Source organism: Litorihabitans aurantiacus (genome assembly GCF_030161595.1).
Taxonomy (GTDB): Bacteria; Actinomycetota; Actinomycetes; order Actinomycetales; family Beutenbergiaceae; genus Litorihabitans; species Litorihabitans aurantiacus.
On sequence record NZ_BSUM01000001.1, the window covers coordinates 573,094 to 586,404 of the forward strand.

15 protein-coding genes are annotated in these 13,311 nt (G+C 72.2%); 5 read left to right on the forward strand and 10 right to left on the reverse strand.

Translation table 11 applies throughout. The features are described from left to right. Nucleotides 1-91: 91 nt before the first annotated feature. Nucleotides 92-1,171 carry a redox-regulated ATPase YchF gene (ychF, locus tag QQK22_RS02710; RefSeq protein ID WP_284249202.1) on the forward strand — a complete coding sequence of 360 codons (1,080 nt, stop codon included), beginning with the start codon at nt 92-94 and terminating at the stop codon, nt 1,169-1,171. 46 nt (nt 1,172-1,217) lie between these two features. Here the strand turns inward: ychF and QQK22_RS02715 are convergent, their stop codons facing one another. The 6 genes from QQK22_RS02715 to QQK22_RS02740 all read right to left on the reverse strand — a co-directional run bounded on the left by QQK22_RS02715 (nt 1,218) and on the right by QQK22_RS02740 (nt 4,438). Next, entirely contained in the window at nt 1,218-1,781 is a 564-nt protein-coding gene (locus QQK22_RS02715) for a hypothetical protein (RefSeq protein ID WP_284249205.1), read from the reverse strand. 1 nt (nt 1,782) lies between these two features. Then, nucleotides 1,783-2,058: a type II toxin-antitoxin system VapC family toxin gene (locus QQK22_RS02720; RefSeq protein WP_284249207.1), complete on the reverse strand. Its 276-nt coding sequence runs from the start codon at nt 2,056-2,058 to the stop codon at nt 1,783-1,785. Further along, nucleotides 2,055-2,309: a type II toxin-antitoxin system Phd/YefM family antitoxin gene (locus tag QQK22_RS02725; protein WP_284249209.1), complete on the reverse strand. Its 255-nt coding sequence runs from the start codon at nt 2,307-2,309 to the stop codon at nt 2,055-2,057. The genes QQK22_RS02720 and QQK22_RS02725 overlap by 4 nt, the downstream gene beginning before the upstream one ends. A gap of 68 nt (nt 2,310-2,377) precedes the next feature. Next, nucleotides 2,378-3,145: an SCO1664 family protein gene (locus tag QQK22_RS02730; protein ID WP_284249211.1), complete on the reverse strand. Its 768-nt coding sequence runs from the start codon at nt 3,143-3,145 to the stop codon at nt 2,378-2,380. Between the two features lie 10 nt (nt 3,146-3,155). Next, nucleotides 3,156-3,698 carry a DUF3090 family protein gene (locus tag QQK22_RS02735; RefSeq protein ID WP_284249213.1) on the reverse strand — a complete coding sequence of 181 codons (543 nt, stop codon included), beginning with the start codon at nt 3,696-3,698 and terminating at the stop codon, nt 3,156-3,158. A 32-nt stretch (nt 3,699-3,730) separates the two neighbouring features. Beyond that, the gene (locus QQK22_RS02740) at nt 3,731-4,438 is read right to left on the reverse strand and encodes a histidine phosphatase family protein (protein ID WP_284249215.1); all 708 of its coding nucleotides are present in this window, start codon (nt 4,436-4,438) and stop codon (nt 3,731-3,733) included. 65 nt (nt 4,439-4,503) lie between these two features. Between QQK22_RS02740 and QQK22_RS02745 the strand changes: the two genes are divergently transcribed. Together QQK22_RS02745 and QQK22_RS02750 are read left to right on the forward strand one after the other, a co-directional pair. After that, nucleotides 4,504-5,619 carry a glucose-1-phosphate adenylyltransferase family protein gene (locus QQK22_RS02745; RefSeq protein WP_284249217.1) on the forward strand — a complete coding sequence of 372 codons (1,116 nt, stop codon included), beginning with the start codon at nt 4,504-4,506 and terminating at the stop codon, nt 5,617-5,619. Nucleotides 5,620-5,685: 66 nt separating this feature from the next. Next, nucleotides 5,686-6,483: a CPBP family intramembrane glutamic endopeptidase gene (locus QQK22_RS02750; RefSeq protein WP_284249219.1), complete on the forward strand. Its 798-nt coding sequence runs from the start codon at nt 5,686-5,688 to the stop codon at nt 6,481-6,483. Here QQK22_RS02750 and QQK22_RS02755 read toward each other — a convergent pair. Genes QQK22_RS02755 through QQK22_RS02770 form a run of 4 tightly spaced genes read right to left on the reverse strand, consistent with a single transcriptional unit; the run spans nt 6,467 to nt 9,038 of the window. Beyond that, nucleotides 6,467-6,754: a DUF1905 domain-containing protein gene (locus tag QQK22_RS02755; protein WP_284249221.1), complete on the reverse strand. Its 288-nt coding sequence runs from the start codon at nt 6,752-6,754 to the stop codon at nt 6,467-6,469. The two genes, QQK22_RS02750 and QQK22_RS02755, sit on opposite strands and share 17 nt — an antisense overlap. Continuing rightward, nucleotides 6,751-7,389: a maleylpyruvate isomerase family mycothiol-dependent enzyme gene (locus QQK22_RS02760; RefSeq protein ID WP_284249223.1), complete on the reverse strand. Its 639-nt coding sequence runs from the start codon at nt 7,387-7,389 to the stop codon at nt 6,751-6,753. Before QQK22_RS02760 ends, QQK22_RS02755 begins: the two co-directional genes overlap by 4 nt. 48 nt (nt 7,390-7,437) lie before the next feature. After that, nucleotides 7,438-8,460, reverse strand: coding sequence for a cryptochrome/photolyase family protein (locus QQK22_RS02765; protein ID WP_284249224.1), 1,023 nt, complete (start codon nt 8,458-8,460; stop codon nt 7,438-7,440). Continuing rightward, nucleotides 8,364-9,038, reverse strand: coding sequence for a cryptochrome/photolyase family protein (locus QQK22_RS02770; protein ID WP_284249226.1), 675 nt, complete (start codon nt 9,036-9,038; stop codon nt 8,364-8,366). Before QQK22_RS02770 ends, QQK22_RS02765 begins: the two co-directional genes overlap by 97 nt. A gap of 189 nt (nt 9,039-9,227) precedes the next feature. Here QQK22_RS02770 and QQK22_RS02775 point away from each other — a divergent pair, with 189 nt between their 5' ends. After that, the gene (locus QQK22_RS02775) at nt 9,228-10,940 is read left to right on the forward strand and encodes an HNH endonuclease signature motif containing protein (RefSeq protein ID WP_284249228.1); all 1,713 of its coding nucleotides are present in this window, start codon (nt 9,228-9,230) and stop codon (nt 10,938-10,940) included. 408 nt (nt 10,941-11,348) lie between these two features. Then, on the forward strand, nt 11,349-13,205 hold the full coding sequence (locus QQK22_RS02780; RefSeq protein ID WP_284249230.1) for an ABC transporter family substrate-binding protein: 1,857 nt from the start codon (nt 11,349-11,351) through the stop codon (nt 13,203-13,205). Nucleotides 13,206-13,311 lie beyond the last annotated feature (106 nt).

Here is a 13,311-nt window from a genome sequence, read left to right on the forward strand (position 1 = left end):
CAGACCACCGACATCGACGTCGGCGACGGGCCGCGGGCTGCGGGCACGGCCTCACGAGCGGGGACTGCGGCGCCATCTAGACTGACGTCCCGTGGCTCTCACTATCGGCATCGTCGGCCTGCCCAACGTCGGCAAGTCCACCCTGTTCAACGCCCTGACCCGCGCGCAGGTGCTCGCGGCGAACTACCCGTTCGCCACGATCGAGCCGAACGTGGGTGTGGTGCCGCTGCCGGACCCGCGTCTGGACACGCTCGCGGAGGTCTTCGGCTCCGAGAAGATCGTGCCCGCGACCGTCTCCTTCGTCGACATCGCCGGGATCGTCAAGGGTGCGAGCGAGGGTGAGGGTCTGGGTAACCAGTTCCTGGCGAACATCCGCGAGGCCGACGCGATCTGCCTGGTCACGCGCGCGTTCGCGGACCCCGACGTCGTGCACGTGGACGGCCGCGTGGACGCGCTCGCCGACGTCGAGACGATCATCACCGAGCTGATCCTGTCCGACGTGCAGACGCTAGAGAAGGCCGTGCCGCGCCTGGAGAAGGAGGTGCGCGGCAAGAAGGCCGAGCAGATCGTGCTCGACACCGCGCAGCAGGCGCTCGCGCTGCTCCTGACCGGCGAGACCGTCGCCGCCCACCGCGGTGACTTCGACGCGGCCGCGCTCGCGCAGTTCGGCCTCATGAGCGCCAAGCCCTTCATCTACGCCGTCAACACCGACGACGCCGGGCTGGCCGACACCGCCTTCCAGGAGCAGGTCCGCGCGCAGCTGGCTCCCGCCGACGTCATCTTCCTGGACGCGAAGTTCGAGTCCGAGCTCGTCGAGCTCGACGCCGACGACGCGGCCGAGATGCTCGCCGACTCCGGTCAGGACGAGGCGGGCCTGGACCAGCTCGCGCGCGTCGGCTTCCACACGCTCGGGCTGCAGACCTACCTGACTGCCGGGCCGAAGGAGGCGCGCGCCTGGACGATCCGCCGCGGGTGGACGGCGCCCCAGGCCGCCGGCGTGATCCACACGGACTTCCAGAAGGGCTTCATCAAGGCCGAGATCACGTCCTTCGACGACCTCGTGGAGGCCGGCTCGGTGGCCGCCGCGCGCGCCGCGGGCAAGGCCCGCATGGAGGGCAAGGACTACGTGATGGTCGACGGCGACGTCGTCGAGTTCCGCTTCAACGTCTGACGGGCGCGGCCCGTCGAGGCCAACCACTCCGCCTGGGGCCGCGACGTCACCCGCGTGGGACGACCACGGACGCCAGGGCTCGTTCCATCGTCCGTCTCGTCGCGGGGTCGTCCTCGCGCCCGGCCGCCTCGGTCAGCACGGGAGCGAGTGCCTCGAGCCCGTGATAGCGGACGTTGTCAGCGGCCTGCGCCCGGACGACGGCGCTCCGGTCGAGCAGGCCGGCCGCACAAACGCGCTCGTGGGTCGGCGACGGCGGCGAGTGGCGCAGCCAGGTGAGGGCCTCTCGCCTGGTCCGGGCGAGCGGGCTGCGGGTGCGGTGCACCACGACGTCCATCGCCGCGGGGAACTCTGCGGCGAGCCGGCCGACCAGGTCTCCGACGGAGTCCCGGAGCACCGTCGAGCGGTGGTCGAGGAGCCGGACGAGGCCCGCGAAGGTGTCGTCGTCGAGCTCACCGTCGCGCAGCGCGGTCGCCGTCGCGTCGGCGGCTCGCCGGAAGGGCGTCGCCAGATCGGGGTACCGCGGTTCCAGGTAGGTCTCGATCCAGTGCTCGGGCACGCGGTAGGGCTTCGGTCGCACGGCGCTCTCGGGGGTCGTCGCTGGTCGCTGCACGTCAGGCCGGTGAGACGACCCGCAGGCCGTGGCTCTGGGCCGCCGCTGCGAGGCGGACGTCGGAGGTGAGCACCGCGTCGGCCTCGACGCTCAGCGCTCCTGCGAGGTGCAGCGCATCGAGACTGCGCAGTCCGGGGTCGGGGTAGTGGCCCGCCTCGCGGTACTGGTCCCGGCTGAGCGGCGTGGGGTTGACGCCGTCGAGCACGGTGGAGATCAGCAACGTCACCATCGCCGACGTGTCCCCGTCGACCAGCGGTGCCGCGGGCGCGGACGTCACCACCGGTCGTCGCGCTCGTCGTCGACGACGTCGCTCACCGACCGCGGCAGATCGACCGTCGGCAGCGCGGTCCAGCCGCCGCGGCGCCTGGCAGGGCGCGTCACGGGGAACGGCAGTTCTGGCGCGCCGAGAGGCGCCAGGCGCGCCACGGCCACACCGTGGTCGGTCGCCTCGAAGGCCTCGCCCTCGCGCACCCGGCGCAGGACGTCGGACGAGTTGTTCCGCAGCTCGCGGTGGCTGATCGTGGCCATGCCATCAACGTAGTACGGGGTGCAGCACACAGAGGCGGTCGTTCCCGCACCGCAGCCGACAGGGAGCGTCAGAACAGCGGCCAGGGCACCGCCGACGCGTCCCCGGCCGGGGCAGGGAAGCACGCAGCTTTCAGCAGCGCCGAGCACCGCGCCGCGAGCGCCTCGATCTCCTCCGCCTCGAGCAGCTCCGCCAGCTCTCGCCCCAGACCACCCTGGACCGACTCGAGGAGCCGCCGAACGCCGTCGCGCTCCTCCTGGGTCAACTCCTCGCCGAGCCATCCCCACAGCACCGTGCGCAGCTTGTGCTCGCGGTGGAACGTCAGGCCGTGGTCGACGCCGTGGCGGTGCCCGTCCGGCATCGCCAGGACGTGGTCGCCCTTGCGGTCCGCGTTGTTGACGACGACGTCGAACACCGCCATCCGCCGCAGTGCCGCCGAGTCCTCGTGCACGAGGGTGACGAGCCGCCCGCCGGCGTCGCGGCCCTGCAGCACGGGCCGCCACCCGACCTCCGGCACCTCGTCGGACGGGAGGAGGTCGACGGCGCGCACCTGCGCGTCCTGCTCCTGCCACACCTGCACCATGCCGGTCCCGAACGGGCCCTCGCGCAGCCACGTCGGCGGCACCACGCCCCATTCGAGCGCCTCCGAGACGAGGTGCGCGGCCACCTCGCGGTGCGCCAGCGCGCCGTCGGGGAAGTCCCACAGCGGGGCCTCGCCGTCGATCGGCTTGTAGACGACCGCCGTCCCGCCGATGGCGCCGAGGAACGTCGCGTTCGACGCCGAGCGGATGCGGCCGGTCAGCGTCAGCTCGCCCGTGGGGAGGTCGGCGTCGGCCATCAGCCGGACATCAGTCCTCGGGGTCGGGGCAGACGTGCCCGTCGGGGTCGACCGGGTGGCCGCACAGCGGGCACGCGGGGCGGCCGGCGGCGACGACCTCGCGGGTGCGCCGGGCGAACGCGCGCGCGGCGCCCACCGGCATCCTCACCCGCAGCACGTCGGTCGTGTCCTCGTCGTCCGGCGTCGGGTCCTCGTCGTCGGCGTCGATCACCGGGTGCGCCTCGATCACGATCTGCGCCGTGGCCGGGTCCCACCCCAGCCCCATGGTCCCGATGCGGAAGAGGTCCTGGTCGGGCTCGAGCCCGTCGTTGTCCACGAGTTCCGGGGGAGTGCTGGCGGGGACGCTGGCGGGATTGCCCTCGACGGCGCGCAGCTGGTCGAGGATCTCCTCGATCTTCTCCGCGAGGAGGGCGGACTGCTGCTTCTCCAGCACGACGCTCGCGAGCCGCCGGCCCGCGCGGACCTGCAGGTAGAACGTGCGGTCCCCGGGCGGGCCGATGGTTCCGACGACGGCCCGATCCGGCCAGTCGAACTCGTGCACGAGGGGAGCCATGCGTTCATCCTAGGCACGCGGCCTGACACCGGTCAGGGTCGGGGCGCCCCGTGACCGGCGCCGCCGCCGACCGGTGCGTCGTCGCTTCCTGTGCCGCCGGCGCCGCGGGCGAGCCACGACAGGTCGCCGGCGTCGCTGTTGAGCGCGTGGACCGTGGGCCGCGCCGCGCCGTAGCGCACGATCGAGACCGACGCCGGCCCGACGTCGATGCGCTGGAACAGGTCGAGGTGCATCCCGAGCGCGTCGGCGAGCGCCGCCTTGATGATGTCGCCGTGGCTCACTGCCGCCCACACGGCCCCGGGGCCGTGCTCGGCCTCGATTGCGGCGTCGCGACGGCGCACGGCCTCGACCGCGCGCGCCTGCATCCCCGTCATGGACTCGCCCCCGGGGAAGACGACGGCGGAGGGGTGCGTCTGCACGCGCGGCCACAGGTCCTCGGTCGCCAGGTCCGCGAGGGTCCGCCCCTGCCAGGTGCCGTAGTCGCACTCGGTGAGCGCGTCGTCGACGGCGACCGGGGGAGCGACCGGCTGGCGGTCCAGCACCAGCTGAGTGGTCTCCCGGCAGCGTTCCAGCGGGCTCGTCACCACGGCGACGAGGGGGACGGCGGCGAGCCGCTCCCCGGTGCGTGCGGCCTGGTCCCGTCCCACCTCGTCCAGGGCGACGCCGGGGGTGCGGCCCGCGAGGATCCCGGAGGCGTTCGCGGTGGTGCGGCCGTGCCGCACGAGCAGGACTGTGGCCATCCGGGCAGCCTATGCCGCCGTCGCGACCCGTGACACGCGGCCCACCCACCCGCGAGGGTGGGGACATGACACGCCCCGCCCGGCCGCCGCGCACGCTCTGCCTCATCCTCGCCGGTGGGCAGGGTTCCCGCCTCGGGGCGCTGACCGAGCACCGCGTGAAGCCGGCGCTTCGCGTGGCGGGCAGCTACCGCCTCATCGACGTCGCGCTGTCCACCATTGCGCACAGCCGGATCGACGACGTGTGGATCGCCGAGCAGTACCTGCCGCACTCGCTCAACGCGCACCTCGGCAACGGCCGCCCCTGGGACCTCGACCGGGTGCGCGGCGGTCTGCAGGTGCTCGCCCCGTTCGAGGGCGGCGAGGGGGAGGGGTTCGCCCACGGCAACAGCGACACGCTGTGGCGCCACCACGAGCGGCTGCGGGAGTTCGGCGCTGACTGCATCATCGTGCTCAGCGCCGACCACCTCTACACGCTCGACCTCCTCGAGGTCCTCGCGACCCACGTCGAGCACGACGCCGAGCTCACGATGGTCACGACTCGCACCGACGAGGACCCCTCCTCCGCCAGCGTGGTCCAGGTCGACGCGCGCGGACGTGTCACCGACTTCACGTACAAGCCCGAGGAGCCCGACGGCGATCTGGTCGCGGCCGAGGTCTTCTGCTTCGACGCCGCACTGCTGGTCGACGCCCTCGAGGAGCTGCACGCGCGACCCGAGGGACTGGGGGACTACGGCGAGGACCTCGTGCCGTGGTTCGTGGAGCGCGGGCGAACGGTCGAGCACCGGCTCGAGGGCTACTGGATGGACATGGGCACGCCCGAGCGGTACTGGCGGGCCCACATGCAGCTGATCGACGGCGACGGCGCCCGCCTCGACGATCCGCGACGTCCCGTCCGCACCGCCCAGCCGCAGCTGCCGCCGGCACGCGTGGAGGCCGGCGCCGTCGTGGTCGACTCCCTGCTCGCCGCGGGATCGCGCGTGGCCGGCGAGGTGCGGCGCAGCGTCGTCGGGCCCGGCGTCGTCATCGAGTCGGGCGCGGTGGTGGAGGAGTCGGTCCTGCTCGACGACGTCCACGTGGGCGCGGGTGTCCACGTGCGGCGGTGCATCGTCGACGACGGCGTGCGGCTGACGGGCCCCTCCCGCCGCGGCGGATCGGACGAGGTCACCGTCGTCGGTCGCTGAGACAGGGGCCGGGTACGGTCGAGGCGACGGGCGGTACCGCCCGGCACGCAGCAGAGGGGGAGCTCCATGACCACGCCCGCATCCGGCACCACCGTCACGGACGACGGAGCCCGCCCGGGGCGACACCTGCGCGTCTGGCAGTTCCTCGTCCTCGTGGTCGCCTACGTCGTCGTCATCCAGGTCAGCACGCGCCTGATCACCGGAGGTGCCGAAACCTCGGACAGCCCGTCCTCCGTCCCGGTGCTCCTCCGGGAGTACCTCGTGCCGATCGGGCTCGCGGCCGTTCTCGTCGCCGGGGTGACGACGGCGTTGCGCGCCTGGCCCGACGTCATGGTCGAGAGTCGTCGGCTCGCCCGGTGGACCCTCGTCATCCCGGTCGTCCTCGTGCTGGTCGCGCTCGGCATCACGAACTACCCGGCGCTCGCGGCGGAGGGCGTCGCCTTCGTCCTCGTCCTGCTCGTGGTCGTCCTCCTGATCGGGTTCGGGGAGGAGCTGCTGTTCCGGGGCCTCGGGGTGCGGACGCTGCGGGCGAGCGGTCGTGGCGAGGTCGCCGTCGGGCTCTGGGTCTCGGTGACCTTCGGCGCGGTCCACCTGACCAACGCGCTGTCGACCGGGCAGGTGGGCGACGCCGTCGTGCAGTCCGTGCTCGCGACCGCGACCGGCTTCCTGCTCTACCTCACGCTGCGCGCGACCGGGACGCTCGTCGTGCCGATGCTGGTGCACGCCGTGTTCGACCTCGGTGCGATGAGCACGACGGTCGATCCCGACAACCCGTCGGGCGTCACGACGATCGCTGCGGGCGTCGTCCTGGTGCTGGTGCTCGTGGTGCTCCTGCTGAGGCGCCGTCTCACCGCGCGAGCCTGATCGAGGCCACGACCTCGTCGCCGAGCGCGATGTTCTCGGCGCGCTGCACGGCGACCTTGACCGGCAGCAGGAACCGGCCGTGCCGGGGCCACATCGCCGTCGCGAACTCCGTGCCGCCGATGCGCGCGACGACGGGCACCTGACCCCAGTACTGGATCCCGCGCGCCGCCTCCTTCACCTCGGCCGACAGATCCTCGGGCAGCGGGGCGAAAAGGAAGGGTGCGGGGCCGCGCCACTCGACGATCTCGGCCCCGAACGTCCAGACCGTCACGGCGCGCCACCCGGCTCGAGTCGACGGCGCAGCATCGCGACGCCGTCGCCCGCGAGCCGGTCCAGGGCGAGGGCGCGACCGGCGACGGCGAGCAGGAGCGCGTCGGCCGGTCCTGTGACGTCGGGGCCGGACCCCGACGCCCACCCCACGTCGTCCGCGACGAACCGCAGTCCTTCGATCGACCCGCGGCGGACGACGGCGGAGGGTGCCGCCATCAGCGCTGTCAGGGCGGTGCGTGCCCGGTCGGGATCGAGGGCGAGTGGTAGTCCGAGCGGCCACCGGATGTCAAGGCCGTGGACCAGCACGTCAGTCAGGGGTGCCTCCGGGCCCTCACCTGGCGGGGTGAAGCGATGGTCGGCCCGCGCGTCCAGCACGTACCGCAGCTCCTCGAACGGTCGTCGCGCGTGCCGGCGTGCCAGCCGGTCGTTCGCGACGTCGAAACGCCCGCGCGCCTGCAGCATCGCAAGGGCGAATCTGGGCAGACCGACCTCGAGCGGGACGACCAGGTGCGCGAGCGTGACGTGCACGCTCCACCCCTCGCACAGGGTCGGCGTCGCGCGCTGCTCGGGGTTGAGGTCGGCGAGATCGGCGGCGAGCGTGCGCCGTTCGTCGGCGATCGCCGCATAGATGTCCACGGCGCGATCCTGGCGCGGCGCGGCAGAGGACTCAAGCCCTCGGGCGGGTCAGTCCGACGACTCGCGCGGCGGAGCAGTCATCACGAGGGGCGAGGCTCCGCCGTCGGGCTCGAGGAGAGCGCGCGCCCGCGCGTGGTGCGCCTCGCGCTTGTCCGGATCGAGGCGGTCCAGGAGGGTGGCGACCATGCGGGCGCGCGGGTTGCCCTCGAAGACCTCGCGGTGGTCGGCCACGAACGTCCAGTAGAGCGCGTCCCAGTCGTCGCACCACTCCCCGCGGGGCAGGTCGCTCATCTTGCGGAGGTAGTTGCTGCCCGAGACGTAGGGCTTGGTGGTGACGGCGTCGCCCGCCGCGAACTGGCTCATCGCGTAGACGTTCGGCACCATCACCCAGTCGTAGGCGTCGATGAACAGCTCCATGAACCACTCGTAGACGGCATCGGGGTGGATGCGCAGCAGCGACATCGCGTTGCCGAGCACCATCAGGCGCTCGATGTGGTGGGCGTATCCGGTGGCGAGCGTCCGGGAGATGACGAGGTCGAGGGGCGCGAGGCCGGTGGTGGCGTCCCACCAGCCGTCGCCGAGCCCGTTCGTGTGCCGCAGGTGGTTGGAGGTCCGCAGCCGCCGCCCGCGCGTGCGGTAGGTCGCGCGCATGTACTCTCGCCACCCGATGATCTGCCGCACGAAGCCCTCGAGCGAGACGATGGGCACGTCCTCGTCGGCGCGGGCGAAGACGGCCTCGAGGATCTCCTCGGGTTCGAGGAGACCCACGTTCAGCGCCCCGGTCAGGAGCCCGTGGTTCACGAACGGGTGCGTCGCGGAGATCGCGTCCTCGTAGGGTCCGAAGTCGGCGAGGCGCTCGCGGACGAACTCGTCCAGGTGCTCGCGCGCCTCGTCGTGGCTCGTGGGCCAGGCGAAGAGGTCGGGGTCACCGGGGGCGTCGGGGAACTCCTCGCGCACCCAGGCGATCGCGTCGGTCACGGCGTCGTCGCGGTCGACGGCGAAGCCGCCCGTGCCCTCGAGGTCCAGCTGGTCGTCGCCGGGGACGACGGGGTGGCCGGAGAACCGCGCCACCTCCGGGGGTCGTACCCCCGCGGCAGCTTCTTGCGATTGTCCGCGTCGAAGGACCACTGCCCGCCCACGGGGCCGCCGTCGTCGGTCAGGAGGATCTCGAGCCGGCGCCGCTGCCACACGTAGAAGTCGTGCATGCGGGCCGCGTGGTTGCCGAACCAGGAGTCGACGTGGGCGCGCGGGGTGAGGAAGTTCGGGGTCTCGAGCTCGTCGTCCTCGGTCGGCTCGTAGCCGCCCGCGGCGACGGCGGCGCGCAGGTCGCGCTCGAGCCAGTCGTCGACGACGTCGAACCACGTGATGCGCGACGGCGCGCGGTCCCGCACGAGCGCGGTGAGCTGGTCGTTCGAGCTCCGGTCGGCCTCGCTGGCGAGGACGACGACGTCGTGGCCGCCTTCCCGTGCCCGGCTCGCGAATCGCGCCGTGGATGCGCGGTGGAGGACCAGCTTGTGGGAGTGGAACGGGTACTGGCGCAGGAGGAGGTCGTGCTCGATCAGGACGAGGACCGTGCCCCGGTCGACCTCGAGGTGCGCCTCGAACAGCTGGTGCGGCAGGACGAGGCGCAGGTGGGGGCCGGAGGTCATGGTCCACCGTAGGTCGGGGTCGGGTGGGTGCCGAGGATTGATCGGGCTTGTTGGGTGCGCGGTCCCGCGGCGGGGTGCGGTTGTGGGTTGTCCCCAGGTCGGGTTTGCGTTGCGGTGGCGCCGAAATCTGTGGATGCAAGTTTGGCTGGAGGCCTGTCGTCTCGAACGTTCGTTCGATAGAATCGGGGCATGCAGGGGACGCAGCGGGACCAGGGTGAGGCCGCGCTGCGGGCTGCCCGGGAGGCGGTCGCGGCGGCCGAACCCGCGCTGGTGGCGGCACTGGCGGCGGCCGATGTGATGGATGCGGTGGAGCTGGCTGAGCAGGTGGAGCAGCTGGCCAGGCTGGTGCACCGGTGGCAGGTGCGTGCGGCGGGTGCGGTGGAGGCGGAGTCCCCGGCGGTGCGGCCGGGTGAGGGTCCTCCGGAGGTGCCGTTCCGGCGGGGGTGTGACTTGCTGCGCAGCCGGTTGCGGATCTCGGGTCGGGAGGCTGCGCGGCGTATCCGTGCGGCGGGTGCGGTGCTGCCGCGCCCGGTCATGAGCGGGGGAGTGCTGGCGCCGCTGGCATCGGTCGCGGCCGCCGGGATCGGGATCACGCCGGTGCCGGCGTTCGGGGTGGTGGACATCGCGCCCGGCCACGGGGCTGAGGGCGACGGGGACGGCGACGGGGGCGGTGTGTCCGGTCTGTTGGCGGATGCGCCGGGGCCGGAGGCGTTAGAGGTGGTGCTGCGCACGCTTCAGGAGGTGGGTCGGGTCGCCCCACCGGAGGTGGTGGCCGAGGCTGAGGTCACGATGGTGGAGCACGCGGCCACGTTCGACCCCGAGACGCTGCGGCGGGTGGGTCGCCGGTTGGTGCACCTGCTGGACCCTGACGGGGTCGAGCTCGATGATCGGGTGCTGCGCAGCCGTCAGGGGGTCAAGGTCGGTGCCAGGTGGCACGGGCTGACCCACCTGGACATCTGGGCCGACCCCGTCCAGACCGAGATCCTCATGACCGTCTTCGACACCGGCACCAACCCCCGCCCCCACGGCCAGCGCCCTGCCGTTCAGGATTCTGCCGTTCAGGACTCCGCCGTCCAGCGCGAGGCGAGCGTCGCGAGGGCGAGCGCCGAGGACCGACGTGCAACTGGCGTTGATGCGGAGCCGGTCGTGGATGACCGTCATCGTGGTCTGCGGATGCTGGACGCCCTGGTCAGCGCCTGCCAGGCGGCGCTGCGATCCGGGACGCTGCCCCGGGTCGGTGGACTGCCGCCACAGGTGCTCGTGATCATCGGTCTGGAGGAGTTGCGAGCCGACCTCACCGGCGCCGCGGTGGCCCCGCCGATGCCACGCGGGGCGGCCGAGTCGGACCAGATCGGGCAGTGCGATCCGGGACCGCCCGGCCGACCGCCGGACGACACGGACACGAGCCGCGGCCCGCGCACGCACCCGCGACCGGTGCCCGATCCTGGAGATGAGTCACGCACGGCCCGGACCGGTCGGGGGAGCCTGCCGCACGCGGGACCCGTCGCCGTGAGGTCGCTGCGACGTCTGGCGTGCGACGCCGACCTCATCCCGGTCGTCCTGGGCACCGCGGGCGACGTGGTGGACGTCGGGCGCGCTCACCGTCTCGTACCCGCGTCGATGCGCCGCGCCCTCATCGCCCGCGACTCCGGCTGCATCTTCCCCGGCTGCACCATCCCAGCCACCTGGACCGAGGCCCACCACATCACCCCGTGGTCCCACGGCGGACCCACCTCCACCGCCAACACCACTCTGCTGTGCCCCGCCCACCACCACGCCGTCCACCAGGGCCGATGGGCCATCCAACCCGACACCACCCCCTCACCCCACCCCTTCCGCATCACCTCACCCTGGACCACCCGCCCCCACCACACCCGGAACGCCTACCCCCTCGGCGCGTGAGGCCGCGTGCGCGGACGCGGTGCCCGTCGCTCGGGTGCGGTTGCATGTGCCGCTAGCTGCCCGGGTGCGGGTGCGGGTGCGGGTGCGGGTGCGGCCAGTCGCCCCGGTGCCGTTCCATGTGCGGGTGCGGCTGCGTGCACCCACCCCCGGTGCCTTCCCAGACGGCGCCCGTCGCTGCGTTACGGGCGTGTGACGCCCCGGGGCGACCGGTATCTATTGAGTAACGATTAACGCTGTTGCGCGGGAACGGGGGATGACCGGCCTCGGGCCCGCGGTTACGCTCACCCCGTCCTAAGCGTGTCCCCGGACCCCCGACCCACAAGGTCGGGACCACCCTGTTGGCGGAACCCTTCCGACCGCGGAGCCCGGGGGCTCATCCCCACTGGAGGAACATTGAGAATCCGGAGAATGACCGCGGGTATGGCCGTGGTCGCGGCGACCGCACTCGTGCTGAGCGCCTGCACCAGCACCCCGCAGGGCGACGGCGACGAGACCCCCACCGACGGCGGTTCGTCCGACACCGGCACCGGCGGCGGCTCGGGCGAGGCCTACGAGGGCACCGACAAGGAGGACCTCGGCGACATCACGACCGTCGACGACACGATCTCCTACTCCCTCGGTGAGGACGAGTGGCTCGGGTACAACGGCAACACGCCGGAGACCTACTCCACGTACAACTCCGTGGTGAACGACCGCATGCAGAGCGGCTTCACCTACTTCGGTACCGACGGCACCATCTACGTGAACGAGGAGCTCGGCAACGTCGAGCTCGTCTCCGAGGACCCCATGGTCGTGGAGTACACGATCAACGACGACGCCGTCTGGTCCGACGGAACGCCGATCACCTACGACGACGCCCTCTTCTCCTGGGCCTCGCAGGCCTTCGTCGACGCGACCGCCACGGAGGCCGCTCGCGCCGAGGCGACGGCCGCCGGGGAGGACCCCGAGGCGGTCTCCGACGTCCCGCTGTTCAACTACGTCGGTGGCACGGACCTGGGCGACCGCACCTCGATGCCCGAGGGTGAGCCCGGCGGCAAGACCTTCACGCTCACGTACGACGACCCGTACCCGGACTACATGATCTCGACGATGATGCAGTTCCCGCTGCACGTCGCCGCCGAGCAGGCCGGGACCACGTCCGAGGACTTCATCGCCGCGGTCGAGGCCGAGGACATCGAGGCCCTGCGTCCCGTCGCCGAGTTCTTCAACGACGGCTGGCTGTCCCCGAACCCGGGCACGCTGCCCGACGAGAGCATCGCGCTGAGCTCCGGCCCGTACATGCTGTCGTCCTGGCAGGCCGGCCAGAGCATCACGCTCGAGGCCAACCCCGAGTGGTGGGGCACCCCGCCCGCCACGAGCACCCTCGTCTACCGCTTCGCGCCGGCCGAGACCCAGGTCCAGGCGCTCGCCAACGGCGACCTCAACATCATCGAGCCGCAGGCCACCGTCGACACGGTCTCGCAGATCGAGGCCATCGGTGACTCCGTCTCCCTGCTGACCGGGCCGAGCCTCACGTGGGAGCACCTGGACTTCAACTTCAACACGGGTCCGTTCGCCACCAGCCTCGAGCTCCGCGAGGCGTTCGCCATGTGCGTGCCGCGTCAGCTGATCATCGACAACCTGATCAAGCCGATCGACCCCGAGGCGGTCGTGATGAACGCCCGCGAGGTGTTCCCGTTCCAGGAGACCTACGACGAGGTCCTCGAGACCTCCTACGACGGCCGCTACGACGAGGTCGACATCGAGGGCGCGCAGGCCAAGATCGCCGAGTCCGGCGTGGCCGGCCCGATCGATGTCCGCATCGGCTACTCGGGCCCGAACGCCCGCCGCACCGAGCAGGTCGCCCTCATCAAGGACAGCTGCGACCAGGCCGGCTTCAACGTCTCCGACGTCGGCAACCCCGACTTCTTCGACCAGACCCTGCCCAACGGTGACTACGAGGTCGCGCTCTTCGCGTGGGCCGGTTCCGGCCAGATCACCTCGGGCCAGAACATCTACGCCACGGGTCGCGGCCAGAACTACGGCGGCTTCTCCAACGCCGAGGTCGACGCCGCCTGGGACACCCTGAGCACGACGCTCGACACGGACGAGCAGCTCGAGCAGATCAAGATCATCGAGAAGGTCCTCTGGGACGAGCTGTACGGCATCCCGGTCTTCGCCCACCCGGGCGTCGTGGCCTACGACAGCACCATCTCCAACGTCCGGGACACCACCACGCAGAGCACGGTGGCCTGGAACGCCGAGCAGTGGGTCCGCGCCAACTGATCGCCCCTCGGTGCTGATCCCGGCACCGCTCCTGGCGATCCGCTAGCGCACACCACCACGCGACGGGGCAGGGACTCTTCGAGGCCCTGCCCCGTCGCGCTGCTCC